Origin of the sequence: Pseudomonas sp. J380, assembly GCF_009827115.1 — a bacterium.
Classification (GTDB): Bacteria; Pseudomonadota; Gammaproteobacteria; order Pseudomonadales; family Pseudomonadaceae; genus Aquipseudomonas; species Aquipseudomonas paracarnis.
The window spans coordinates 5,925,977-5,949,672 of record NZ_CP043060.1 but is presented as its reverse complement, the minus strand read 5'-3'; the positions used below and the strand labels follow the sequence as shown (position 1 = coordinate 5,949,672).

22 protein-coding genes and 1 pseudogene are annotated in these 23,696 nt (G+C 60.6%); 9 read left to right on the top strand and 14 right to left on the bottom strand.

Annotation, left to right across the window (positions count from 1 at the left end; genetic code table 11):
* The first annotated feature begins 152 nt into the window (after positions 1-152).
* Genes FXO12_RS27210 through FXO12_RS27200 form a run of 3 tightly spaced genes read left to right on the top strand, consistent with a single transcriptional unit; the run spans position 153 to position 5,411 of the window.
* A complete protein-coding gene (locus FXO12_RS27210) occupies positions 153-2,078 on the top strand; it encodes an IucA/IucC family siderophore biosynthesis protein (protein WP_057976911.1) in 1,926 nt (641 codons plus the stop codon).
* Positions 2,068-3,288, top strand: coding sequence for an MFS transporter (locus tag FXO12_RS27205; protein WP_054897823.1), 1,221 nt, complete (start codon positions 2,068-2,070; stop codon positions 3,286-3,288). Before FXO12_RS27210 ends, FXO12_RS27205 begins: the two co-directional genes overlap by 11 nt.
* Positions 3,289-3,290: 2 nt before the next feature.
* Positions 3,291-5,411, top strand: a complete 2,121-nt coding sequence (locus FXO12_RS27200; RefSeq protein WP_057976909.1) for a TonB-dependent receptor — start codon at positions 3,291-3,293, stop codon at positions 5,409-5,411.
* A 66-nt stretch (positions 5,412-5,477) separates the two neighbouring features.
* On the opposite strand, the gene FXO12_RS27195 is transcribed toward FXO12_RS27200, so the two are convergent.
* The 8 genes and pseudogenes from FXO12_RS27195 to FXO12_RS29250 form a co-directional block, all read right to left on the bottom strand.
* Positions 5,478-6,023, bottom strand: coding sequence for a DUF2058 domain-containing protein (locus FXO12_RS27195; RefSeq protein ID WP_014719402.1), 546 nt, complete (start codon positions 6,021-6,023; stop codon positions 5,478-5,480).
* Between the two features lie 25 nt (positions 6,024-6,048).
* Entirely contained in the window at positions 6,049-6,882 is an 834-nt protein-coding gene (gene mazG / locus FXO12_RS27190; protein WP_034128320.1) for a nucleoside triphosphate pyrophosphohydrolase, read from the bottom strand.
* 153 nt (positions 6,883-7,035) lie between these two features.
* Positions 7,036-9,279, bottom strand: a complete 2,244-nt coding sequence (gene relA, locus FXO12_RS27185) for a GTP diphosphokinase (RefSeq protein WP_003193076.1) — start codon at positions 9,277-9,279, stop codon at positions 7,036-7,038.
* Positions 9,280-9,399: 120 nt separating this feature from the next.
* Complete coding sequence (rlmD, locus tag FXO12_RS27180) at positions 9,400-10,752, bottom strand: 23S rRNA (uracil(1939)-C(5))-methyltransferase RlmD (RefSeq protein ID WP_034128319.1); 1,353 nt, start codon at positions 10,750-10,752, stop codon at positions 9,400-9,402.
* Positions 10,752-11,654, bottom strand: coding sequence for a cysteine synthase CysM (gene cysM / locus FXO12_RS27175; RefSeq protein ID WP_003193080.1), 903 nt, complete (start codon positions 11,652-11,654; stop codon positions 10,752-10,754). Before cysM ends, rlmD begins: the two co-directional genes overlap by 1 nt.
* A 105-nt stretch (positions 11,655-11,759) precedes the next feature.
* A complete protein-coding gene (locus tag FXO12_RS27170; protein ID WP_057976188.1) occupies positions 11,760-12,359 on the bottom strand; it encodes a tRNA-uridine aminocarboxypropyltransferase in 600 nt (199 codons plus the stop codon).
* 7 nt (positions 12,360-12,366) lie between these two features.
* The gene (locus FXO12_RS27165; RefSeq protein ID WP_034128316.1) at positions 12,367-13,260 is read right to left on the bottom strand and encodes a LysR family transcriptional regulator; all 894 of its coding nucleotides are present in this window, start codon (positions 13,258-13,260) and stop codon (positions 12,367-12,369) included.
* Positions 13,261-13,328: 68 nt separating this feature from the next.
* Positions 13,329-13,439 (bottom strand): annotated as a pseudogene (locus FXO12_RS29250) (outer membrane lipoprotein carrier protein LolA); the annotation flags it as partial.
* A gap of 124 nt (positions 13,440-13,563) precedes the next feature.
* On the opposite strand from FXO12_RS29250, the gene speB reads away from it, so the two are divergent.
* Both speB and FXO12_RS27155 read left to right on the top strand, forming a co-directional pair.
* Positions 13,564-14,514: an agmatinase gene (gene speB / locus FXO12_RS27160; RefSeq protein ID WP_160049781.1), complete on the top strand. Its 951-nt coding sequence runs from the start codon at positions 13,564-13,566 to the stop codon at positions 14,512-14,514.
* A gap of 162 nt (positions 14,515-14,676) precedes the next feature.
* Positions 14,677-16,059 carry a sodium:solute symporter gene (locus tag FXO12_RS27155; RefSeq protein WP_057976190.1) on the top strand — a complete coding sequence of 461 codons (1,383 nt, stop codon included), beginning with the start codon at positions 14,677-14,679 and terminating at the stop codon, positions 16,057-16,059.
* 177 nt (positions 16,060-16,236) lie between these two features.
* Here FXO12_RS27155 and FXO12_RS29245 read toward each other — a convergent pair whose 3' ends face one another.
* Positions 16,237-16,359, bottom strand: a complete 123-nt coding sequence (locus tag FXO12_RS29245) for a PA1414 family protein (protein WP_003193089.1) — start codon at positions 16,357-16,359, stop codon at positions 16,237-16,239.
* A gap of 142 nt (positions 16,360-16,501) precedes the next feature.
* Entirely contained in the window at positions 16,502-17,395 is an 894-nt protein-coding gene (locus FXO12_RS27150; RefSeq protein WP_057976191.1) for a LysR family transcriptional regulator, read from the bottom strand.
* A gap of 104 nt (positions 17,396-17,499) precedes the next feature.
* Between FXO12_RS27150 and FXO12_RS27145 the strand changes: the two genes are divergently transcribed.
* Complete coding sequence (locus tag FXO12_RS27145; RefSeq protein WP_160049780.1) at positions 17,500-18,678, top strand: MFS transporter; 1,179 nt, start codon at positions 17,500-17,502, stop codon at positions 18,676-18,678.
* Here FXO12_RS27145 and FXO12_RS27140 read toward each other — a convergent pair.
* Both FXO12_RS27140 and FXO12_RS27135 read right to left on the bottom strand, forming a co-directional pair.
* Entirely contained in the window at positions 18,622-19,020 is a 399-nt protein-coding gene (locus FXO12_RS27140; RefSeq protein ID WP_080757723.1) for a DUF2177 family protein, read from the bottom strand. The two genes, FXO12_RS27145 and FXO12_RS27140, sit on opposite strands and share 57 nt — an antisense overlap.
* Before the next feature lie 159 nt (positions 19,021-19,179).
* A complete protein-coding gene (locus FXO12_RS27135) occupies positions 19,180-20,016 on the bottom strand; it encodes a S1 RNA-binding domain-containing protein (RefSeq protein ID WP_054897831.1) in 837 nt (278 codons plus the stop codon).
* A gap of 323 nt (positions 20,017-20,339) precedes the next feature.
* Between FXO12_RS27135 and FXO12_RS27130 the strand changes: the two genes are divergently transcribed.
* The 3 genes from FXO12_RS27130 to FXO12_RS27120 all read left to right on the top strand — a co-directional run bounded on the left by FXO12_RS27130 (position 20,340) and on the right by FXO12_RS27120 (position 22,387).
* On the top strand, positions 20,340-20,519 hold the full coding sequence (locus FXO12_RS27130; RefSeq protein WP_003193095.1) for a hypothetical protein: 180 nt from the start codon (positions 20,340-20,342) through the stop codon (positions 20,517-20,519).
* Between the two features lie 212 nt (positions 20,520-20,731).
* Positions 20,732-21,454 (top strand): TorF family putative porin, encoded by a 723-nt coding sequence (locus FXO12_RS27125; RefSeq protein WP_057976196.1) that lies wholly within the window; start codon positions 20,732-20,734, stop codon positions 21,452-21,454.
* A gap of 66 nt (positions 21,455-21,520) precedes the next feature.
* Positions 21,521-22,387: a DUF6279 family lipoprotein gene (locus FXO12_RS27120; RefSeq protein ID WP_057976198.1), complete on the top strand. Its 867-nt coding sequence runs from the start codon at positions 21,521-21,523 to the stop codon at positions 22,385-22,387.
* On the opposite strand, the gene copD is transcribed toward FXO12_RS27120, so the two are convergent.
* Positions 22,384-23,265 (bottom strand): copper homeostasis membrane protein CopD, encoded by an 882-nt coding sequence (gene copD / locus FXO12_RS27115; protein WP_003193101.1) that lies wholly within the window; start codon positions 23,263-23,265, stop codon positions 22,384-22,386. The genes FXO12_RS27120 and copD overlap by 4 nt on opposite strands.
* Entirely contained in the window at positions 23,262-23,648 is a 387-nt protein-coding gene (gene copC / locus FXO12_RS27110) for a copper homeostasis periplasmic binding protein CopC (protein WP_003193103.1), read from the bottom strand. Before copC ends, copD begins: the two co-directional genes overlap by 4 nt.
* Positions 23,649-23,696: the final 48 nt, after the last annotated feature.

Here is a 23,696-nt window from a genome sequence, read left to right as displayed (position 1 = left end):
GCCGGGCCGTTTACGAGAAACCGCGCCTTTGGGGCGCGGTTTTTTTGTCAATAATCGCCATAAATTAATGTAACAAAAACACACACAAATAATGATTCTCGATATCATTCGTTCGCTTTTCATTCAGGCTCACGAATCAGGGAATCAATTAGATGCATGGAAATAGCAGCAAGCCAGAAAACGCGTTACTGGAACGCTGGAGCGAAGCACTTGCCACTGCGCAATTTAAGGCCAGCCACGTCAGCCTCGAAGCCCTGATCAATACGCTGGCACCTGCCGCCGAACGTAGCTTCCAACGCCTGATCCAAGCATTGTTTCGTGAAAGCCTGCTGGACCCCAGCACTCTCCTTTATGACGAACATGGCCATTGCTCGCTGACACTGGCTTGCCAGGCCCGATTGCGTTTCGAACATTTGCACCCTGGCCGCATGGCAAGCTGGGACCTGCGTGGCGAAGTCATCCTGTTGCGCGAAGGCCAGCCCGAACAGAAAATCCAGTTCCCCTCACAGTTGTTGACGTTGCTTAACGCCAGCCTCGAGTCGCCTGCCGACCGGGAAGTGCTAAACCGCCTCAACGTAGAGATCGACGACAGCTTCATCAACGACACCTTGTGCCTGGCCTTCCATGAGCAATGGACGCTCAAGCTGCATGCATCCCTGGGCCCGGAGCATCAAGACAATCTGCTGAGTCATCTCAAAAACAGCCCGAGCGTTATCAACCCGACTTCCGTGCTTGAACAGTGGGGAACACTGGGTCACCCATGGCATCCCAATTACAAGACCAAGCTGGGCCTGAATACCGAGCAAGTCATCGACTATTCGCCAGAGTTCGAAGCACGCTTCCCGGTGCTGCTGTGCGCGCTGCATCGCCAATTTGCCCATGTCGAAAAGTTGGCCGGTACCGCCGATTACTGGCAGTGGTGGAGCGAGCACTTCCCGCAAGCGGCACAGCAATTGACCGCAGTCCTGCAAGCACAGGGCCTTCAGGCAGGCGATTATCTGCCATTGCCCGCCCACCCCTGGCAGGCACGCCAGGAACTGCCCCAACTGTTCGCCAACGAAATCGGCGACAAACTGCTGGTGCTGACCGATATCGTCGCGTTTACCGCCCACCCCACCATGTCATTCAGAACCGTGTTGCCTGAAGGGCGTTGCGATGCGCCTATGGTCAAACTGCCCGTGTCGCTGCGACTGACCAGCGTGCAGCGCACCGTCTCACCGCGCTCAGCGCGCATGGGCCCACGGATCAGCCATTTGCTGCTGGCCATCCTGGAGCGCGAGCCTGCGATTCAGAAAATCCTCAGCATCGTTCCCGAGCGTATCGGTGTGCATTTCAAGCCACAGCTGGCCAATGACGAGCACTCCCGCCACCTGGCGGTGCTCTATCGCGACAATCCCCATAGCCAGCTCCAGCCCGGGGAAATGGCCGTGCCGGTGGGCAGCCTGTTTGCCATTGATCAACACGGCCAGCCGCTGCTGCGCCAATGGGTGCGCCTGAGCCAAGGCAAGGATGACGCGGCGGCCATGCTCGCCTTCTTCCATGAGTACGCGGCGATCAGTGTGCCGGCGCTGCTGGGCATGTATTTGCGCTACGGCGTTGCATTCGAGGCCCATCAGCAGAACTCTTTTATGGTCATGGCCGCAGACGGACAATTGAGCCGTCTTCTGTTGCGCGACTTCGGCGATATCCGAATCGACCGCAAAACCTTGCACGCCCACGGCCTGGACATTGAACTGCACGACCCGAAGATGACGCTGTACGACGACGCAGGTTTCGTACGGGACAAGCTGCTGCACACCGTTTTCATGTGCCATCTGGGCGAGCTCATCCTGCTTGCCGCGCGCCACTTCGACATCCCCCAGGCGCTGCTCTGGAATGAACTGTCAGCTCAGGTCAGCCAGTGTTTTGACGACATGCGCTCGCAGGTTGATCCGCAGCGCTGGGCCACCGAGCGCGAAGCACTGCTGGAGCAAGCATGGCCGGCCAAGTCGTTCATGCGCATGCGCCTGCTGGAGAGTCATGCCGATATCGTCGGGCGGTTGCCTAACCCGTTGAGCGCGGCCGCCAATGCCGACTAACAACACAGCGCTGCGGCTGCTGGTGGTGATTCAGTTGGTGTCGATGGGGGCGATGGAAATGAGCGGCCCGTTCTGGCCGCTGCAAATCCAGAAGTTGCTGGGCACTGCAAATGCCCAGTACACCGGCCTGCTGTCTTCGCTGGTGTATGCCGGGCCGATGATGGCAGCGATGATTCTCACACCCATGTGGGGGAAGCTGGGCGACCGTACCGGCCATAAGCCCATGATCATCCGCGCGTTGCTGGCACTGGCGGTGTGCCAGGCGCTGGCTGCGATAACGCCTGATCCGTGGTGGCTGGTGGTCATCCGCGTGGTGCAAGGTGCGTTGGCCGGCTTCATTGCAGCGGCCCAAGCCTACGCACTGGCCTGCTGCGGCGAGGGTGGGCGCGGGCACATTCTTGCACGACTGCAATCAGCCACCGCTGTAGGCTCCCTGGCCGGACCGGTATTGGGCGGCTGGCTCATGGACATATCCGGTTTCGCATTGCTGTGCTACAGCGCCACCGTCGTCTGCCTGTTGTGCGCGATAATCAGCGTGTTTTTACCCAGCGACTCACCACGATCGAGACCTGCCCGCACGTCCAAGCCTGCCGCACTCCCCAGAGGCTGGATTGGCGCGATGCTGGGGATCATCGTATTGATCCAGGCAGCCAGGATGATGCCGCAACCGTTTTACGCCTTATATGTCGCCCAGGTTTTGCACGCGCCCGTGTGGCTGATCGGCGCCAGCTATGGCGCCAGTGCCTTGACCCTGGCACTGTCCGCGCCATTGTGGGGCCGCCTGTTCGATCGACATCAGCCAGCCCATACGCTGCGCATCATCGAGTGGGTCACCTGGGCCTGCGCGCTCACGCTGGCCTGCACGGCGCTGGCCAGTGAGTGGTTGGGGTTCATCGCCAGCAGGCTGCTGTGGGGCGTGTGGCAGGGGGCTTTGTTGCCCGTGGCCTACACACTGATCGCCACTACCGTAGCGCACAGCCAGCAGGGTTTTGCCCTGGGCATGGGCAACAGCGCCGCGAAAGCTGGTGCGCTGTGCGGCGCATTGTTGGGCGGTATCGGCATGGGGTGGGTAGGCCTGGCACACAGCTTCTGGCTGGTCGCACTGACCTATGCCTTGGCCGCCGTGAGTATCCGCGCCATCCGTTCGTTTGCGCGAGCGCCTGAGACATCCGATTTTTCTGTCAATACTTCTAATAACTCTGAGACATGATCATGAACACATCGCAATGGGCAGTACTGCTGCCACTTCTTGGGTCAATAAGTGCCCCTGCCTGGGCCGATCAGACAGAGCAGACACAGGCAGCCCCGACCAGTCTGCAACTGCAGGCGACAGTGGTATCGGCCACGCGCAGCGAAACCAGCATTGCGCAGATTCCAGGCTCAGTGCAGGTGATCAATGAAGCGCAAATCCGCCAGCAGACCGGGGCAGGACGTCGGGTTGCAGATATCCTCGGCCAACTGGTGCCTGGCATTGCCCCTTCCAGCGGCGGCATGAGCAACTTCGGCCAGACGCTTCGCGGGCGCAATACCCTGATCCTGATCGACGGGGTTTCGCAAAACGCCACGCGCGATAACTTCCGCCAGCTCAACAGCGTGGCACCGGAAAGCATCGAGCGTATCGAAGTGATCTCCGGCGCCAGCAGTGTCTACGGCGCAGGCGCATCGGGCGGCATCATCAACATCATCACCAAACGCAACCAAGGTGAAGACCTGGCGTTCAGCAGCAAGATCGGCATGACCGCCGGCAACAACCTCAGCCACAAGGGGTTCGCTTACCAGGCGTTCCAAAGCGCCACCGGGCGCAAAGGCCCGGTGGACTGGTACCTCTCGGGCAACACCGTGCAGCGCAACGATCAGTTCGACGGTAATGGCAAGCGCATTCCCCAGGACACGTCCCAGGGCAGCAACATGGACACCGATACCTACGACCTGCAAGGTCGCTTCGGCTATGAGCTTGATGACGACAAGAAGATCAGCCTGTCGCTGCAAGACTACAAGGACGAACAAGACACCCGCTACACCAAGAACCCCCGCATCACCAGCAACGCAGTCGCCGTAAAAGGCCTGGACCTGGGCGACCAACCCTACACCCACAACCAGGCGGTCAACCTCAACTACGCCGACAAGGATTTCTACGGCCAGGGCCTGCAGATCGAAAGCTACTGGCGGCGGGCCGACGCCCTATTCTTTCCAGACCTGTCCCGAGGCCGGGCAGGCGTGTCAGATAACAACAGCGTGCAGGACGTCTACGGCCTGCGTGCGGCGATCGAGACCCAGATGCCGGACATCGGCCCGGCAACGGGCAACCTGGTATGGGGCGCGGACTACGACCATGAAACCTCACGCCAGCGTGGCGACCAATACCGGGTCAATGGCCTGACCTACACGAAAACCGGTACCACGTTCGAACTGGGTCCAGATATCGAGACCACCACCAAAGCCATCTTTGGCCAGCTCTCCTACGACATCGACAACTGGACCTTGCGCGGTGGCGTACGTCGCGAATGGATTGAGAGTAAAGTCTCCGACAGCATCGCGTATGGCGAAATCGTCCAGACCGGCAACCGCGCGACACTGCCCGGTGGCACGCTCAAATACGATGACACGCTGTATAACCTCGGTGCGGTGTACCACCTGACCGACAACCAGGATGTGTTCGTCAACTTCAGCCAGGGCTTTTCCCTACCGGATATCCAGCGCTTCCTGCGTGACGTGAACAGCAAATACGATATCCAGGACCTCAATGCCCAGGCCTTGAAAGTCGATAGCTACGAGCTGGGCTGGCGTGGCGACTGGGACAAGTGGCAGGCCAGTGTCACCGCGTACGAAAACACCTCGGATGTCACGCAGTTCTATGATGCCAATGATCGTGTGCTGCGCCTGATCAATCAGAAAGAACGCGTGCGTGGCGTCGAAACCGGCCTGACCTATAACATCACCGACCAATGGTCCGTCGGCGGTACTTACGCTTACGCCAAAGGCGAGACCCAGCAGAACGGCAAGTGGATCGACCTGCCTGCCACCCGCATCTCCCCCGCCAAGACCACAGCCTTTGTCGGCTATGAGCGTGACGACTACAGCCTGCGCTTGCAGGGTATGCGCCTGGCCAATTATGACGCTGCGGCAAAGGACAACAACGGTCGCGATATCCAGGGCTACACCCTGGTCGACCTGCTGGGCTCGGTAAGGCTACCGGTAGGCCGCCTCGAAGGTGCGGTGTACAACCTCACCAACCGCAACTACCAGAACATGTTCGCCCAGGCCAACGCCCGCGCACCGTACCCGAATGCCGAGGGTCGTACCTTCAGCCTGAGTTACGCAGTGGATTGGTAACCGGTTGGTGCTGCACGCTTAAAACACAAACCCCGCCTTTTGGCGGGGTTTGTCATTTCCAGCGGCTTACCACATCAGATCATCAGGGATCTGGTAAGCGGCGTACGGATCATCCTCGTCCGGCACCTGGCTTTCGGTGAGGATGTTGAGCTGCACGATACGCTCCGGAGCGCGCTCCTGGATTTTAAGCGCCGCTTCCCGCGGGATCACCTCGTAGCCGCCGCCGTGGTGCACGATAGCCAGGGAGCCGTTGCTCAGCTTGTTGCGCATCAGCGTGTTGACCGACAGGCGCTTGACCTTCTTGTCATCCACGAAGTTGTAGTAGTCCTCGGTGGTCAGCTTGGGCAGGCGCGAGGTCTCGATCAGTTGCTTGACCTGGGCGGTACGCGCCTTGGCTTCGGCTTTTTCCTGCTGCTGACGGTTCAGCTCCTGGTCACGCTTGACCTTCTCGGCGTGTGCCTCAGCAGCCAGGCGCGCCTGGGTATCATCGACTTCGGCCTGGCCCTTGTGGACCAGGCGCTGCTGTTTCTGTTTCTCTTTGCCGACCTGCTTGGCCTGCTTTTGGTTGACCAGACCTGCTTTGAGCAACTGGTCGCGAAGGGAAAGGCTCATGGTGCTTACTCACTTAGGCAACTGCTCAACCGCAGCTGGACACATTCTTTTCCTGACGTTTGGCTTCACCCCAGAGGGCGTCCAACTCTTCGAGGGTGCAATCTTCTATGGGTTGGTGTGTATCGCGCAATGCCTGTTCGATAAATCGGAAACGTCGTTCGAACTTGGCATTGGCACCGCGCAAGGCAGTTTCCGGGTCGACCTTGAGGTGACGGGCCAGGTTGACCGCGGCAAACAGCAGGTCGCCGACTTCATCGGCGATGGCCGCCGCATCGTTATCGGCCATGGCTTCGAGCACTTCGTCCAACTCTTCGCGCACGTTGTCCACCACCGGCAACGCGGAAGGCCAGTCGAAACCAACCTGGCTGGCGCGCTTTTGCAATTTGGCCGCACGGGACAACGAGGGTAAGGCGGTGGGCACATCATCGAGTAGGGAGAGTTGCTCGGGAACGTCGGACTTTTCTGCGCGCTCCTCAGCTTTGATCTGCTCCCAGCGCTCCTTGACCTGTTCTTCGCTCAACTGCGGGATATCCAGCGGTGCGTACAGGTCGCCGGTTGGGAACACGTGAGGATGCCGGCGAATCAACTTACGAGTGATGCTGTCGATCACGCCGGCAAATTCGAAGCGCCCTTCTTCCCGGGCCAGTTGGCTGTAATACACCACCTGGAACAGCAGATCGCCCAGTTCGCCTTGCAGATGGTCAAAGTCGCCGCGCTCGATGGCGTCGGCCACTTCATAGGCCTCCTCCAGCGTGTGCGGGACGATGGTCGCGTAGGTTTGCTTGATGTCCCACGGGCAGCCGTACTGCGGGTCGCGCAGGCGGCTCATCAGGTGCAGCAGGTCTTCGAGTGAATACATCGTATCTCTTTCCGCTGAAAATCCAATGTGGGAGCTGGCTTGCCTGCGATGCTTGCGACTCGGTGCTTCAGTTAAACCGAGGTGATGCTATCGCAGGCAAGCCAGTTCCCACAGAAAACAACTCCACATGTCAGTCGGCTGTCATCCTGCTAATCATGGGGTGCGGTTGCGCCGGGTTTCGATGATGTTCGGCAACTGGGAAATCCGCCCCAGCAACCGTCCCAGTGCGTCCAGCCCCGGAATCTCGATGGTCAGGGACATCAATGCAGTGTTGTCTTCCTTGTTCGAACGGGTGTTGACCGCCAGCACGTTGATCCGCTCGTTGAGCAGCACTTGCGAGACGTCACGCAGCAAGCCGGAACGGTCGTAGGCACGGATGATGATGTCGACAGGGTAAGTGAGCACCGGCACCGGACCCCAGCTGACCTGGATGATCCGCTCCGGTTCGCGCCCGCCCAGTTGCAGCACCGAGGCGCAATCCTGGCGGTGAATGCTCACGCCACGGCCCTGGGTGATGTAGCCGACAATGGCGTCGCCCGGCAACGGCTGGCAGCAGCCGGCCATTTGCGTCATCAGGTTGCCCACGCCCTGGATCTGGATATCGCCACGCTTGCCCGGCTTGTAGCCAGTGGCTTTGCGCGGGATCAGCTCCAGCTGTTCGTTGCCGCGCTCCGGCTCGACCAGTTGCTGGGCCAGGTTGACCAGTTGCGCCAGGCGCAGGTCGCCCGCGCCGAGGGCGGCGAACATGTCTTCGGCGATCTTCATGTTGGCCTTTTCGGCCAGCTTGTCGAAGTCCACCTGAGGCAGGCCCAGGCGCGCCAGTTCGCGTTCAAGCAAGGTCTTGCCGGCGGCGACGTTCTGGTCACGCGCCTGTAGCTTGAACCAATGGACGATCTTCGCCCGCGCCCGCGAAGTGGTGATGTAACCCAGGTTCGGGTTCAGCCAGTCGCGGCTCGGCGTACCGTGCTTGCTGGTGATGATCTCGACCTGTTCACCGGTTTGCAGGCTGTAGTTGAGCGGCACGATGCGCCCGTTGATCTTGGCGCCGCGGCAGTTATGCCCGATTTCGGTGTGCACGCGGTAGGCGAAGTCCAGCGGCGTGGCGCCCTTGGGCAAGTCGATGGCGTGGCCGTCAGGCGTGAAGATATAGACCCGGTCCGGCTCGATATCCACCCGCAGTTGTTCGGCCAGGCCGCCGATGTCGCCGAGTTCTTCGTGCCATTCCAGCACTTGGCGCAGCCAGGAGATCTTCTCTTCGTACTGGTTGGACCCGGCCTTGACGTCGGTGCCCTTGTAGCGCCAGTGCGCGCACACCCCCAGCTCGGCCTCTTCGTGCATGGCGTGGGTGCGGATCTGCACTTCCAGCACCTTGCCTTCAGGGCCGATCACGGCGGTGTGCAGCGAGCGGTAGCCGTTTTCCTTGGGGTTGGCGATATAGTCGTCAAATTCCTTGGGAATGTGCCGCCACAGGGTGTGGACGATACCCAGCGCGGTGTAGCAGTCGCGCATTTCCGGCACCAGCACGCGCACCGCACGCACGTCGTAGATCTGGCTGAAGGCCAGGCCCTTGCGCTGCATTTTGCGCCAGATGGAATAGATGTGCTTGGCGCGGCCGCTGATGTCCGCGTCCACGCCGGTGGCCTGCAGCTCCGAACGCAACTGGCCCATCACGTCGCTGATAAAGCGCTCGCGGTCCAGGCGCCGCTCATGCAGCAGCGTGGCGATCTGTTTGTACTGGTCAGGTTCCAGGTAGCGGAAGGACAAATCCTCCAGCTCCCACTTGATATGGCCGATGCCCAGGCGATGGGCCAGTGGCGCGTAGATGTCGAAGACTTCGCGGGCCACACGGTTGCGCTTTTCATCATCGGCGGTCTTCACCGCACGGATCGCGCAGGTACGCTCGGCCAGCTTGATCAGGGCGACGCGCACATCGTCGACCATCGCTACCAGCATTTTGCGCAGGTTCTCTACCTGGCCCTGGGTGCCCAACACCATCGACTGCCGCGGGCTGAGGCTGGCGCTAATGGCCGCCATGCGCAGCACGCCGTCGATCAGCTTGGCCACCACCGCGCCGAAACGCTGGCTGACCAGCGGCAACGCAATGTGCCCTTCGCGTACGCCGCGATAGAGCACGGCGGCGATCAGCGAATCCTGGTCCAGCTTGAGATCGGCGAGGATCTCGGCGATTTCCAGGCCAGTGCGAAAACTTGAAGTGCCTTCGGCCCACAGGTTCTTGGCCGCATTGTCTTGCTGTTCAGACTCACGAGCGAACTCGCAGGCTGCTTTCAAGGCTTCACGGTCCAGTGCCGGGTCGACACTGACGGCATGATCCAGCCATGCCTCGAGATTGATACTGCCGTCGGTGTTGATCGGCTGGTGTGCTCTCACCTGTACCATCTTGCTTACCTTCCCTACGACGCACCTTCGATGCGCCAAAATCATCGCCGACTTTACTGCGAGCTCCGTGGCAGTGTTCAGGCCCTGGAGAACGCAGGCCAGTCGGATTAAACGGGCATCCTAGCCCGCTTCAAATAACGCCATGGCCTCGACATGCGCGGTCTGCGGAAACATGTCGAGGATCCCGGCACGCTTTAGCCGGTAGCCTTGCTTGACCAACTCAACCGTGTCCCGCGCCAGCGTGGCTGGGTTGCAGGACACATACACCAGGCGCTTGGCCCCCAAGGCTGCAAGTTTGCGCACAACCTCCAGGGCACCATCGCGGGGTGGGTCCAAGAGTACCGCAGAAAAGCCCTGTTTGGCCCATTCTGCGTCGGTCAAAGGCTGGGACAAATCGGCCTGAAAAAACTGTGCGTTATGCAAATGGTTGCTGACGGCATTGAGGGCCGCGCGGTCCACCATGGCCTGTACACCCTCCACCGCCACCACTTCGCGTACGTGGCGAGCCAGTGGCAGGGCGAAGTTGCCCAGGCCGCAAAACAGGTCCAGTACCCGTTCGTCGGCTTGTGGCGCCAGCCATTGCAGCGCTTGGGCGACCATCGCCTGGTTGACCCCGGCGTTGACCTGCACAAAGTCGCCCGGCCGGTACGCCAGCTCCAGATCCCACGCCTCCAAACGGAAGCCCAAGGCCTGACCCGGCTCGACGGGCTCCGGCTGCCCTTCCCCGTGCAGCCACAATTGGGCGTCATGGAAGGTGCAGAATTCCTTGAGGATCTGCAGGTCAGCCTCGGACAACGGCGCCATATGCCGCAGCAACACGGCGATGGACGAACCGCTGAACAACTCGACATGCCCCAACGCCTGCGGTTTGCTCAAGCGACGCAGCATCGTTGGCAAACGCTGCATGATCGGTTGCAAGGCCTGTACCAGCACCGGGCAATCATCGATAGCGACGATGTCCTGACTGGCCACGGCGCGAAAACCCACTTCGAGTTTCTTCGCCTTGGCGTCCCAACGTACGGCCACGCGGGCGCGGCGCCGATAACCGAACTCCGGCCCGCTCAACGGCGCTGCCCACTCCTGTGGCTCGACACCGGCCACCCGGGACAATTGCTCGGCAAGCATGCGCTGTTTCAGGGCAAGTTGTTCTTCATGGGGGAGGTGCTGCACGCTGCAACCGCCGCAGCGGCCAACATGGGCGCAGGGTGCCGGGCGACGCAACTCGCTGGCCTGGAACACCCGCTCGGTGCGCGCCTCGACCACTTTGCCATGGGCGCCCAACACCCGTGCTTCCACCTCTTCTCCGGCCAACGCACCGTTCACAAACCAGGTGCGGCCTTCAAAGAACACGATGCCCCGGCCATCATTGGCCAGGCGCTCAATGGTCAGGCGCTGTTTCTTGCCCACGGGTATCTGTGGGGCCCGGCTGCCGCCCGTCGGTTGGAAGCGCAGGCCTCTCTCGTGCTTGGCCATCAGTTGGGTTCGTCGAAAATGCCGGTCGACAGGTAACGGTCGCCTCGGTCACAGATGATCGCGACGATCACCGCGTTTTCCACTTCTTTGGACAAGCGCAACATACCGGCCACGGCGCCGCCGGAGGACACACCGCAGAAGATGCCTTCTTCACGGGCCAGGCGGCGGGTTGTGTCTTCGGCTTCGCGCTGGGCCATGTCGATGATGCGGTCTACCCGCGTGGCGTTGTAGATCTTCGGCAAATACTCTTCGGGCCAGCGGCGAATACCCGGGATGGCCGCGCCTTCCATCGGTTGCAGGCCGACAATCTGGATCGCCGGGTTCTGCTCCTTGAGGTAGCGCGAGTTGCCCATGATGGTACCGGTGGTGCCCATGGAGCTGACGAAGTGGGTGATGGTGCCCTGGGTCTGGCGCCAGATCTCCGGGCCGGTGCTGGTGTAGTGCGCCTCGGGGTTGTCGCCGTTGGCGAACTGATCGAGCACCACGCCACGGCCTTCGGCGGCCATGCGCTCGGCAAGATCGCGGGCACCTTCCATGCCTTCTTCCTGGGTCACCAGGATCAGCTGGGCGCCATAGGCGGTCATCGCCGCCTTGCGCTCGGCGCTGCCGTTGTCGGGCATGATCAGCACCATCTTGTAACCCTTGATCGCTGCGGCCATGGCCAGGGCGATCCCGGTGTTACCCGAGGTGGCTTCGATCAGGGTGTCGCCGGGTTTGATCTGCCCACGCAACTCGGCGCGGGCGATCATCGACAGTGCCGGGCGGTCTTTGACGGAGCCGGCCGGGTTGTTGCCCTCAAGTTTGAGCAACAGGGTATTGCTGGTTTCACCCGCCATGCGTTGCAAGCGGACCAGGGGCGTGTTGCCGACACAATCGGCGATTGTTGGGTACTGCAAGGTCATGGCGTATTCGCAATCCAGACTGCGGGGCGCACATCATACCGGGAAAGGCCGGCGGGCCATATCACGCAAAGTGTGGTGCTTATGGCTTAAAGGCATAAGCCGGGTTTATGTCGGGTCGCCATGGTTGCGCTGGAATACTTCATCGCCCATCGCAGCAATCTGCCCTTCGATCAGCGCTTCAAAGGGTTTGAGCAGTGGCTCAAACGACGTCGGCGCTTCCAATACCTGCAACGCTTGCGTGATCGCTTCGACCGTCGACAAGGCGCCAGGCCCCGGCGCCTTGCGCAAGCGATAGCGGGAAACGCCGCCTTCGGCCAATGTCACCCGGGGCAACGCCGCCAGCAAGGGGTTGAGGTGCAGCAGTTTGCGCGCCTTGCGCCAGGTGCCATCGGGAACCACCAACAGCAGTGGCTGATCGTCAGGTGCGTAGGCGTGCAGCGGCTCGGCTTCATCCGCCGGAAACAACAGGCGTGGCCGATAGCCAGGCGGGTTCAATAGCGTCGGCAGGTCATCAAACACCTCCCCCACCACCAACTGCGCGTTGTTCAGGCCCAACGCCGCCAACCGTGCAGTATTGAGCGCATGGCCGACCTCGCTCGGGTGCTGCAACAGCAACACGCGGGTGCGGCTGTCGAGGTGGGGGATCAGCGCACAAAGGCAGTGCGTGGTCGGGCGCAGGCAGCGCGGGCAATGGGGTCGGGACATGGTGTGTTCAGGCCTGGTTGAGCTGGGTCTTGAGCAAATCGCGGAAGGTCTGGATCAGTGGCTCGCGGCTGCGGCCACGGCGCATGATCAGCGAAAACGGCGCCTGGTAGCCGAAGGTCGCCGGCAGCAAAACGCGCAGGTCGCCCTTGTCAGCCCAGGCCTGGGCGTAGTGTTCGGGCAGGTAGCCAATATAAGCGCCCGAAAGCACCAGAATCAGTTGCGCCTCCATACTTTCCACCGTGGCAGCGCTGTGCTTGAAGCCGTGGCGCGCCAACTCCGCCTGGCTCCAGTAACCCCGCCCGACCATGCGTTGCTGGGTGATCACTTGTTCCGGGATGCGCCGCTCGTTGAACAATGGGTGCCGGGTGCTGCAATACAACCAGTGCTGTTCGCGGTACAGCGGCATGTAGACCAGCCCGCTCATGCGGTTGGAAAACGCACCGATGGCCAGGTCCAGGCGGTTGTCCTGCACCCCCAGTTGCAATTCGTAGGGGCTCATCACCGACAGGTGCAAATGCACTGCCGGGTGCTCCAGGCTGTAGGCGCCAATCACTTCGGCGAACGGCAAGGCCTTGTCGCTGACGGTGGAGTCGAGCACTCCGAGCTTGAGGGTGCCGCGCAATTCGCCTTTCAACGCAGCGGCGTATTGCTCGAAACCTTCGAGTTCGCCCAACAGGCGCAGGGTTTCCTGATGAAACAGCTCACCCTTGCTGGTCAGGCTGAAGCCGCCACGGCCACGATGGCACAGCACCAGGCCCAAGGCTGACTCGAGTTGGCTCATGTAGGTGCTGATGGCCGACGTCGACAGGTTGAGCTCATGCTGGGCGTTGGCAAACCCTTGGTGGCGCACGACGCTGACGAAGATGCGCAGGAGTTTCAGGTCGGGCAAGGCGTTGGCCATGGGGGCTCCAGTGAAGCGTGACGCAGAGCATCACAGGATGCATCCCCACGCAGAGCGTGGGAACGATCAACTGTAGGAGCGAGCTTGCTCGCGAAAAACCTGAGGACGCCGCGTACATTCTGGGGCTGCGCATCATCGTTGACGTTTTTCGCGAGCAAGCTCGCTCCTACAGGGATCAGGGAGTTTAACTCAGGCTTTAGTTTAGAAAAATCTGAACTAAGTATTTGCCTCTGCCGATTCTTCCTAAGCCAGGCTTTTCGCAGAATCGGCCATCAATAAACAAAACAACGATGAGGCAATCCCGTGGACAAGATTTTCCACCAACCACTGGGCGGCAACGAAATGCCGCGCTTCGCCGGCATCGCCACCATGATGCGTCTTCCCCACCTGCAAACCGCCAAGGGCCTGGATGCCGCCTTCGTCGGCGTGCCTCTGGATATCGGCACCTCGCTGCGCGCCGGTACACGCTTTGGCCCTAGGGAAATCCGCGCCGAGTCGGTGATGATCCGTCCCTACAACATGGCCACCGGCGCCGCACCCTTCGACTCACTGTCGGTGGCCGATATCGGCGACGTGGCGATCAATACCTTTAACCTGCTCGACGCGGTGCGGATCATCGAAGAGGCCTACGACGAGATCCTCGAGCACGACGCCATCCCCCTGACCCTGGGTGGCGACCACACCATCACCCTGCCGATCCTGCGGGCGATCCACAAAAAACATGGCAAGGTCGGGCTGGTGCACATCGATGCCCACGCCGACGTCAACGACCATATGTTCGGCGAGAAAATTGCCCACGGCACCACCTTCCGCCGCGCCGTGGAAGAAGGCTTGCTCGATTGCGACCGCGTGGTGCAGATCGGCCTGCGCGCCCAGGGGTATACCGCCGAAGACTTCAACTGGAGCCGCAAGCAAGGCTTCCGCGTGGTCCAGGCCGAAGAATGCTGGCATCACTCCCTCGCGTCGCTGATGGCCGAAGTGCGAGAAAAAGTCGGCGGTGGCCCGGTGTACCTGAGCTTCGACATCGACGGCATCGACCCCGCCTGGGCGCCCGGCACCGGCACCCCGGAAATCGGCGGGCTGACCACCATCCAGGCCATCGAAATCATCCGTGGCTGCCAGGGCCTCGATCTGATTGGTTGCGACCTGGTAGAAGTTTCGCCGCCTTACGACACCACCGGCAATACCTCGTTGCTGGGCGCCAACTTGCTGTACGAGATGCTCTGCGTACTGCCTGGCGTCGCGCATCGCTGATAAGGCGAACGCGCTGAGAACAATAAAAACCGCGTCTTCACACTCACAACCAAGGGGGTCGCACAGATCCCCGACAACGATGTACCTGACTTTCGCTCGCGTGTTTACCGAGCCAGCTGCCGCCTGATCGCCCATAAAAAATATAATCGGAGAACCGCCGTCATGGCTTTGGATTTATTCGTCGTACTCATCTACGCCGCCGGCATGCTGGTGCTCGGCTACTACGGCATGCGTCGCGCCAAGACCCACGAAGACTACCTGGTCGCCGGCCGCAACCTCGGCCCATCGCTGTACATGGGCACCATGGCCGCCACGGTGCTGGGCGGTGCCTCCACCGTCGGCACCGTGCGCCTGGGATATGTGCATGGTATTTCGGGTTTCTGGCTGTGCGCCGCGCTCGGCGCGGGCATCATTGCCCTGAACCTGTTCCTGGCCAAGCCCCTGTTGAAGCTGAAAATCTTCACCGTCACCCAGGTCCTGGAAAAACGCTACAACCCCATGGCCCGCCAGGCCAGCGCGGTGATCATGCTGGCCTACGCCCTGATGATCGGCGTGACCTCGATCCTGGCCATCGGCACCGTGCTGCAAGTGCTGTTCGACCTGCCGTTCTGGATGTCGGTACTGGTGGGCGGCGGCGTGGTGGTGGTGTATTCGACCATCGGTGGCATGTGGTCGCTGACCCTCACCGATATTGTGCAATTCGTGATCAAGACCGTCGGCCTGATGTTCATCCTGTTGCCGATCTGCCTGTACCGCGTCGGCGGCTGGGATGAACTGGTGGCCAAGCTACCAGCGTCAAACTTCAGCTTCACCGCGATCGGCTGGGACACGATCATCACCTACTTCATGATCTACTTCTTCGGCATCCTGATCGGCCAGGATATCTGGCAACGGGTCTTCACCGCCCGTGACGAAAAGGTCGCCCAGTACGCAGGCACTTTTGCCGGCTTCTATTGCATCCTGTACGGCCTGGCCTGTGCGCTGATCGGCATGGCTGCCCATGTGCTGATCCCGGACCTGGACAACGTCAACAATGCCTTCGCCGCGATCGTCAAAGCCTCGCTGCCGGACGGCATTCGCGGCCTGGTCATCGCCGCCGCGCTGGCCGCCATGATGTCCACCGCCAGCGCCGGCCTGCTCGCCGCCTCCACTGTGTTAACCGAAGACCTGCTGCCCCGCCTGCGCGGCGGCAAGGCGTCGAGCCTGCGCATCAACCGCCTGTTCACCCTGTTGACCGGCGTTGCCGTGCTGGGTATCGCATTGGTGGTGAACGATGTGATCAGCGCCCTGACCCTGGCCTATAACCTGTTGGTGGGCGGTATGTTGGTGCCCTTGATCGGCGCGATCTTCTGGAAGCGCGCGACCACCTCGGGCGCAATCACGTCCATGAGCCTGGGCTTTGTGACCGCGCTGGTATTTATGTTCAAGGATGGGTTGGATGCAAATACGCCGATCTACTACAGCCTGGCGGTGGCGCTGGTGAGCTTTGTACTGGTGAGTTTGCTGTCGCGTCGGCCGGCCAAGGTGGCGGCTGCGGTGGTTTGAGCTATAACAGGAACGGGGATATTTTCTTCAGCGGGCGCGACGTCGGAGGTCGCGCCCGTTTTTTTCGCCTAGTGCAATACAACTGTGGGAGCGGGCTTGCTCGCGAAAGCGGTGTGTCATTCAACCTTTCCGTTGGCTGATACACCGCTTTCGCGAGCAAGCCCGCTCCCACATTTTTTAGCGGCGACGGGGCCGACGTTGCTCGTCATCCGTGCGAATCGGCACCGGTTGCAGCGGAGGCTCGATCAAGCCCAACGCAACGCCAAGGTCGTGGAGCCAGTTTTGGATTTTCTCTTTCATGATTGCCCCCTTTGAGGGTAGTGCTGGCCGGCGTGAGTTCTGTCGCCGTTTCCTACAGTGATAGTAGCCCTAAGTCCTAGGTAATGCTTGAAGGAAACCACAACGAACTATTACTGAATTGATCCGAATCCTGACGGATCGTTCAAGCAATCGCGCGAGTGTCTTGCACGCACAGTGGGTTGCCGTCTTGCTGCAGGTCGATCCATGCATTGAGGTTAGCGCCGAGCATGCCCTTTCGCCACATCAGCCAGGTGGTCGCAGTGGCAAAAGGCCCAGTCAGCGGATGAACGGATACGCTGTCCTTGCCGGGCAGGCTTGCGAGCATGGACTCAGACATCAACGCCACGCCGGAACCTGCAATCACGCAAGCGAGCATGCCTTGGTAGGACTCGATCTCGATCGCCCGCCCCATCGCCACTCGCTCATGGGAAAACCAGGTTTCCAGGCGCGTGCGGTAGGCGCAACTGCGCCGAAACGTGAACACCGCACGGCCCGCCACATCCTGGGGGCCACGCACCGGCGGATGATCGGCCTCGCAAATCAGCACCAGGCGCTCTTCGCACAGCGGTACGCCATCCAGGGTGGCGATGGTCAGCGGGCCGTCGACGAAGGCTGCATCCAGGCGCCCGGTAATCAGCCCTTCCAGCAACTCCCCACTGGGTGCCGACTGCACCTGAAGGTTCACCATGGAGTAAGTCTTGTGATAGCGCGCCAGCAGCTTCGGCAAATGAACTGCGGCGGTGCTGTACATGCTGCCCAATACGAAATCACCGGCCGGTTGCCCGCCTTGTACGGCGCCGTGTGCTTCATCATGCAGCGCCAGCAGGCGAGTGCTGTAGTCCAGCAGTACCTTGCCCGCCGGAGAAAGCTGCAAACGCTGGCGCTCGCGCACGAACAGGTCGACACCCAATTGCTCTTCCATTTGTTTAAGCCGGGTCGACAGGTTGGACGGCACGCGGTGCAGGCGCTCGGCGGCACGGGTAATGGAGCCCTCTTCCGCCACAGCCTGGAAAATGCGCAATTGACTGAACTCCATTACTTTCTCCAAAACTGAACAAGTTACTCACTATTATTCAATTTTACAGAAAGTCAATCCATCTTAGCCTGCAAGGCATTCGCTTCTTTGCAGGAAACCTGAACATGTCCCCGCTGATTCGTTTACTCGCCAGCTCCGTCGCCCTGATGATGGCCATGGGCATTGGCCGCTTCGCCCTGACTCCGCAAATGCCGCATTTGCTCAGTGAAGGCCAGATCGACCTGACCGGCGCTGGCCTGCTCGCTGCCGCCAATTACCTGGGTTATTTCGTCGGCGCGGTGGACTCGATCTTTGCCCGTAGCCATCAGCATGTGCGCGGGCGCCTCTACGGCGGCTTGTGGCTGTGCGTATTGCTGACCCTGGCGTCCTACTGGGCTAACGGGTTCTGGCCGCACTTGTTGCTGCGCTTTGGCACCGGGGTCGCCAGTGCCTGGGCCCTGGTGATGATTACCAGCCTGAGCCAGCCACTGGCGATTGCCGCCGGCCGCCCGCGCCTGGGTGCGCTGGTGTTTGCCGGGCCGGGGTTGGGGATTGTGCTGACGGGGCTGCTGGCGCTGGTGTCGAACCTATTAGGGCAAAGCTCTGCCGCGCTGTGGTTGATCTACGGGACGGTGGCGCTGGTGATGCTGCTGGCGATCCTGCCGTTTTTACCCAAGCCGGCCGTCACTGTTACCCAGGTCTCCAGCGCGGGGAGCAACGGCAGCATCGCGCACCTGTGCTGGATTTATTTCCTGTACGGCCTGGGCTACATCATCCCGGCGACTTTTCTGTCGCAGATGGCCAGCGCTCAATTCAACGGGGCCTGGCAGGCCGATCTGTTCTGGCCCTGCTTTGGCCTGGCGGCCGCGCTGGGAGTGGGGGTGGCCAGCCTGCGCCGCAAGCACCCGAACACCACCCGTCGCTGGCTGATGGCGACTTTATGGCTGCAAGCGGCCGGGGTATTTGCCTGCCTGCTGGGCAATGGCTGGGGCTTGGCGCTGGGCGTGTTGCTGTGCGGTGCGCCATTTTTGGCCTGCATGCAGTTGGTGATGGCGCGATTAAGGGAGGTCGCACCCCATGGCTACCAACGCAGCACGGGGCTGCTGACCGCCAGCTTCGCCGTCGGCCAATTGAGCGGGCCACTATTGGCGTCGGTCAGCAGCCACCTCCGTGGCGGCCTGCAACCGGCGTTGGTCGCTGCCGGTACCGGGTTGTTATTAGCAGGTTCAATACTGATCAACCGCCCTCTACCGCCACAGCCGATTTGCACACAAATGGCCAACAGTGCAGCAAATGGCGGTTAGGCACGTGCCCCACGCCATGTCCATCAGCGCCAACCCAGCGGACCAGCCTTGAAGCGTGGCCCAGTTGCTCAGGTCATAGGTGCCGTAGGCCACCAGGCCAAGCAAGGCGCCCAAACGCGCAGCGCGCTGCCAACTGGCGCTGGGCAAGATAACCAGCACCACGCAACCGAGGACATACAGGAGATAGAACAATACCGCAGGCAACAGGCGTGGCTGATCAAGCATCAGCGCGCCAAGCAGGGATTTGTAGGTGGGCCCCATGAGCACGCCGAGCCAAAGGCCGTCGAGGACCAGGAAGGCGAGCAAGGTACCGAGGTAGGCATACAACGACTTTCTGGACATGAGCAAGCCCTACTGTGAAGGCAAGCTTGTTGTGGCGAGCAAGCTTGCTTGCGTTGGGGTGCGAAGCGCCCCCAAAAAAGCTTGCGACTGCTACGCAGTCGAGCGGGAGCAAGCTCCCTCGCCACAACAAGCTCGCTCCTACAGGAGAGCGAAGCGTACTCAGCTTAGTTCAATGCGATCCGCATGAATCACGATCTGGCCCTGCTTGTAGAGCGCACCAATGGCCTTCTTGAAGTTGCCCTTGCTCACGCCGAACAAGTTACTGATCACCGCCGGGTCGCTTTTGTCGCTGACCGGCAGGCTGCCATTGTTGTCGCGCAACTTGGCGAGGATCTTCGAGTTCAGGCTGGAGGCCGCTTCCTGGCCCACCGGCTGCAGGCTCAGGCTGATGTTGCCATCGGCGCGGATCTCTTTGATAAAGCCCTTCTCTTCCTTGCCCGGGCGCAGGAACTTGAACACTTCGTTCTTGTGGATCAAGCCCCAGTGCTTGTTGTTGATGATCGCCTTGAAGCCCATGTCAGTGGCTTCGGCCACCAGCAGGTCGACTTCCTGGCCCACCTGATAGTTCGCCGGCGTCTTGTCCAGGTAACGGTCAAGGCGAGCGGTGGCGGTGATGCGCTTGGTGTGCTTGTCGAGGTAGACGTGCACCACGCAATATTCACCCGCGGTCATCTGGCGTTTTTCTTCCGAATAAGGCAGCAGCAGATCCTTGGGCAAACCCCAATCAAGGAAGACGCCAATGCTGTTGACTTCCACAACTTTCAAACTGGCGAATTCACCGACTTGAACTTTGGGCTTTTCGGTGGTGGCGATAAGTTTGTCATCGCTGTCCAGATAAATGAAAACGTTGAGCCAGTCTTCATCTTCACTGGGAATATCTTTAGGGATATACCGATTAGGCAAGAGGATTTCGCCATCTTGCGCACCATCGAGGTACAAACCAAAGTTAGTGTGCTTGACCACTTGCAAGCTGTTGTAGCGCCCGACTAAAGCCATTTCCAATACCCTCATTGCGTGGGCGGCATTCTACCCGAGTTGTGCCCTGCACGCGCACGCGCCTGAAAAATCGCGGCTGGCATGGCGTTCCAGTGGCATCGCCCCACTCGTCTGATCGTTCGGTTCACTTTGAGCAGGCCATCAGCGTGTCCAAAGGCGTTGGGTTTCCAGCTAAAACAGTAAGTTAGCGCTTTATTTCAGCGCTGAACTTCGGCTATTTCCAGCCGCGAGCACTTATTCTCGAGGGATATTTGCCAAGCAATTGTCAAGTATTTCCTGTACGATAGCTGGCCAAGTTAATTTTCTACAGGTTAGTGGCCGCCATGCGTGTAAAAGCATCCAACAGCAAAGCAAAGCCAGCTCCCGCCGTTGAAACCAGCGAATCGATCAACAGCCAGATTGCTGCGTTCCTCAAGTCCGGCGGCGAAATCCAGCAAATTGCCAAGGGCGTGAGCGGCCAGACTTTCGGCCCGTCCAAGCAGATCAGCCTGGGCAAGAAGTAATAGTCATACCCGCGCACTGCATCTGGTCCCTAAGCGTCTTGCCTTCGAGGCGCTAGGACTAGAGTTGCCACCCCCTCCCGACACCCTCAATACGCAGCTAATCGACGAACGGGCCTCAATGCCTGGCATTCGCCGGTATCCTTGCACACGTCTAGCACGGGCATCTGCCTGAATCTTTCCGTTACTGCTCCTCGCTTTTCATGGAGTGAAGCATGCTTAAACGCTGTATTTTCGTGGTCAGCATCCTGGTCGCCAGCCCTTTGGCCGAAGCGCATATCTTCCAGCGCGAATTGGGTGACTTCGACCTGAAATTAGGTACAACCCCCAGCCGCACCATGGCCCAGGGCCTGGTCAAGCCGACCGCCCCTGGCAGCGACTCGTTCCACGGAGGCCTGGACCTTACCCACGACAGCGGCCTGTATTTCGGCCAGTTTTCCCCGAACATGGGCCTGTCGTCGGCCAATAACCTTGAAGTCGACTCCTACATGGGCTTCAAGCGTCCGTTCGACCAGACCCTGGGCTATGAAGTCGGCTTGATCCACTACAGCTACCCCAAGCTCAGCCCCCTCGACAGCCAGGAGTTCTACGGCGGGCTGAACCTGTTGGGCAACCGCTTTGGCGTGTCTTTCAGCAACGACCCCGACCGCCAGGACAGCACCCTGTTTGCAGACCTGGGCGGCACCCAGCCTTTCGGCATCGGCGTCAGCATGAAATACACCACCCATCAACTGGGCACACCGGTCTCGGTAGAGAACGGCGCCATCAGCAGTTTCAGCGATTGGTCGGTACAGTTTTCCCGGGCCTGGAAAGGCATTGACCTGGACCTGATCTACAGCGGCTCCAGCCTCAGCGGCAGTGACTGCTCGGCCTACTCCGGACACAACTCGCAATGTGATGGGCTGTTGACCTTGAAGGCCGCGCGGTCGTTTTATTGATGGGCTGAACTGTCGCACCCCGCGCAGGTTCACATGCATTAACGCCCTCCATGCAAGGACCTGCCCATGTTGCGCCGGCTCAAATTCCTGATGGTACTGCTGACCCTGAGCCTGGTGCTCGCCGGCTGCAATCGCGTGGGCCTTGCCTACCGTAACCTCGACGTGATCATCCCCTGGACCCTCAACGACTACCTGGACATGAATGCCGGGCAAAAGAGCTGGTTCAACGACACCCTCAAGGAACACCTGGCCTGGCACTGCACCACGCAATTGCCTGGCTACCTGGACTGGCTCGACCGCCTGCAGCAGATGGTCGACAGTAACCAGGTCACCGACGCCGCATTGCAAACCCGTACAGTCGAAGCCAAACAGGCAATTGCCGAGATTGCGCGGGAAATCACGCCCTCAGCTGTGCAATTGCTGCAAGGCCTGGACGATCAGCAGGTCAAGGACATGAGCGATGCTCTGGCCAAGGACCTGCGCAAACGCCAGGACGAATACCTCAAGCCGCCGCTGACCCAGCAGATCAAGGAACGCGCCCAGCGCATGAGCAAGCGCCTGGACGCCTGGATCGGCCCGTTGAGCCCAGGCCAGCAAAACCGCGTCACGGCCTGGTCGGCCGAGTTGGGCGCGCAAAACCAAGCGTGGATCGGCAACCGCGCCCATTGGCAGGCGCAATTTATCGAGGCGCTGCAACAACGCCACAATGCCGATTTCCCGCAGAAAATCCAGCAACTGCTGGTGGATCGCGAAAGCCTGTGGACCCCGCAATACCGCGCCGCCTACGCACAGACCGAAGCCGCCGCGCGCGGCTTGCTCGTGGACGTGATGGCCCAAAGCTCCCCAGCGCAGCGCCTGAAACTCACCCAAAAAATCGACAAGGTCCGCAGCGACTTCCAGGCGCTTAAATGCCTGAAAAGCGCACAGTCTTAGTCAGGCGCCAAGGTGCCCAGCCAGGCCACCAGGCCAAGGATGAGCACCACAGCGCCAAACTCCAGGGCCATGCTGCGCCGTAACGCACGGATCGCCACGTTATAATCGCCCGCCGCGATAGATTGTTGCAGAAGCGGCGTCAGGTGAAAGCGATTGAGCGCCGCCAAGGCCAGCATCACGCCGAACAACCCCAGCTTCAGGCATAGCAGCACCGCATAGACTCCGCCGTTGATGCCCCCCAGATTCGGCCCGACAACAAACAGATAATTGGCAACGCCAGTGCCGATCAGCACCAAGACAAATCCCGCGCCAATGCGCTCAAAGCCTGCCAATGCGCTGGCCAGAACCTGCACTCGATCATCCTGTGGCAACGGCGCAGGCATCAACAACAAACCGAATGCCGCCAACGCCCCCACCCAACCCGCCGCTGCCAACAGGTGTGCACTGTCGCTGACGATATGCCACACACCTTGCACGCCTTCGTGCATTACGCCGTGCCCTGTCCACACCAGGGTGGCCAACGCCACGCCAGCCGACAGCGTGGCCAGCGCCAGATGAGTGCTCAGTGCCGCCAGGACCAGCGCCGCGATACGCACCCACCACGTCAGCCCCAAGTCGGTCTGCCACAGCATCATCTGCACATGCGGCCATAGCGCCTGCCAATCAGTGGCGCCGCTCATGGATTGGGTCATGACCAATAGCGACGCCACCGAAAACGCCAGCCCCAAGCCGCCCGTCAATCCCATCCATGCCCTTAGATTGAGCCATCTACGTTGCTCAGCGTGCAGACCATAAAGGCCGAACAGTCCCAATCCAAATAGCATCATCAGGTCGAGATAGAGCGCGAAGCGCAATGCGATGGAGATCAGCTCACTCATGGCTGCACGCTGAACACCACATTACCGGTGATCGGATGTGTATCGGACGACACGGCACGCCAATCCACCCGATAGCTGCCGGTGGTAAGTGCGGAGACCGGCTTGATCAACATCACCTTGGGGTCGCTGCTCGCCGACACGCTGGCCTTCACCGGCATCGGCGAATTGGGCATGCCCGGCATGTCGGTCATGATCAACTTGGCCCCGGAAAACTGGGTCAGCAGGTTTTCTGAGAAATGCAATTCAATCACTGCGGGAGCGGCGCCCTGTGCGCCTGCCGCCGGAATGGATGACAGCAGCTTGGGGTGGGCCGAAGCGGGCAGGCTAAGACTTAAACCTACCCACAGCGCAGCACCCAGCAGCGTGGTTTTCAACATAGACATGCAAGACTCCAGGCCGCGCCAGGCGGCGAATAATAAAAAGGGAAACCC

Bases quoted from the DNA above. Each gene is read 5' to 3' on its own strand.
- copC (WP_003193103.1), bottom strand. From the start codon at position 23,648: ATGTCTATGTTGAAAACCACGCTGCTGGGTGCTGCGCTGTGGGTAGGT.
- FXO12_RS27140 (WP_080757723.1), bottom strand. From the start codon at position 19,020: ATGTCCAGAAAGTCGTTGTATGCCTACCTCGGTACCTTGCTCGCCTTC.
- copD (WP_003193101.1), bottom strand. From the start codon at position 23,265: ATGAGTGAGCTGATCTCCATCGCATTGCGCTTCGCGCTCTATCTCGAC.
- FXO12_RS27135 (WP_054897831.1), bottom strand. From the start codon at position 20,016: ATGGCTTTAGTCGGGCGCTACAACAGCTTGCAAGTGGTCAAGCACACT.
- FXO12_RS27170 (WP_057976188.1), bottom strand. From the start codon at position 12,359: ATGTCCCGACCCCATTGCCCGCGCTGCCTGCGCCCGACCACGCACTGC.
- FXO12_RS27205 (WP_054897823.1), top strand. From the start codon at position 2,068: ATGCCGACTAACAACACAGCGCTGCGGCTGCTGGTGGTGATTCAGTTG.
- FXO12_RS27145 (WP_160049780.1), top strand. From the start codon at position 17,500: ATGTCCCCGCTGATTCGTTTACTCGCCAGCTCCGTCGCCCTGATGATG.
- FXO12_RS27125 (WP_057976196.1), top strand. From the start codon at position 20,732: ATGCTTAAACGCTGTATTTTCGTGGTCAGCATCCTGGTCGCCAGCCCT.
- FXO12_RS27120 (WP_057976198.1), top strand. From the start codon at position 21,521: ATGTTGCGCCGGCTCAAATTCCTGATGGTACTGCTGACCCTGAGCCTG.
- FXO12_RS27155 (WP_057976190.1), top strand. From the start codon at position 14,677: ATGGCTTTGGATTTATTCGTCGTACTCATCTACGCCGCCGGCATGCTG.
- relA (WP_003193076.1), bottom strand. From the start codon at position 9,279: ATGGTACAGGTGAGAGCACACCAGCCGATCAACACCGACGGCAGTATC.
- FXO12_RS27150 (WP_057976191.1), bottom strand. From the start codon at position 17,395: ATGGAGTTCAGTCAATTGCGCATTTTCCAGGCTGTGGCGGAAGAGGGC.
- FXO12_RS29245 (WP_003193089.1), bottom strand. From the start codon at position 16,359: ATGAAAGAGAAAATCCAAAACTGGCTCCACGACCTTGGCGTTGCGTTG.
- cysM (WP_003193080.1), bottom strand. From the start codon at position 11,654: ATGACCTTGCAGTACCCAACAATCGCCGATTGTGTCGGCAACACGCCC.
- FXO12_RS27130 (WP_003193095.1), top strand. From the start codon at position 20,340: ATGCGTGTAAAAGCATCCAACAGCAAAGCAAAGCCAGCTCCCGCCGTT.
- rlmD (WP_034128319.1), bottom strand. From the start codon at position 10,752: ATGGCCAAGCACGAGAGAGGCCTGCGCTTCCAACCGACGGGCGGCAGC.
- FXO12_RS27200 (WP_057976909.1), top strand. From the start codon at position 3,291: ATGAACACATCGCAATGGGCAGTACTGCTGCCACTTCTTGGGTCAATA.
- FXO12_RS27195 (WP_014719402.1), bottom strand. From the start codon at position 6,023: ATGAGCCTTTCCCTTCGCGACCAGTTGCTCAAAGCAGGTCTGGTCAAC.
- FXO12_RS27165 (WP_034128316.1), bottom strand. From the start codon at position 13,260: ATGGCCAACGCCTTGCCCGACCTGAAACTCCTGCGCATCTTCGTCAGC.
- FXO12_RS27210 (WP_057976911.1), top strand. From the start codon at position 153: ATGCATGGAAATAGCAGCAAGCCAGAAAACGCGTTACTGGAACGCTGG.
- mazG (WP_034128320.1), bottom strand. From the start codon at position 6,882: ATGTATTCACTCGAAGACCTGCTGCACCTGATGAGCCGCCTGCGCGAC.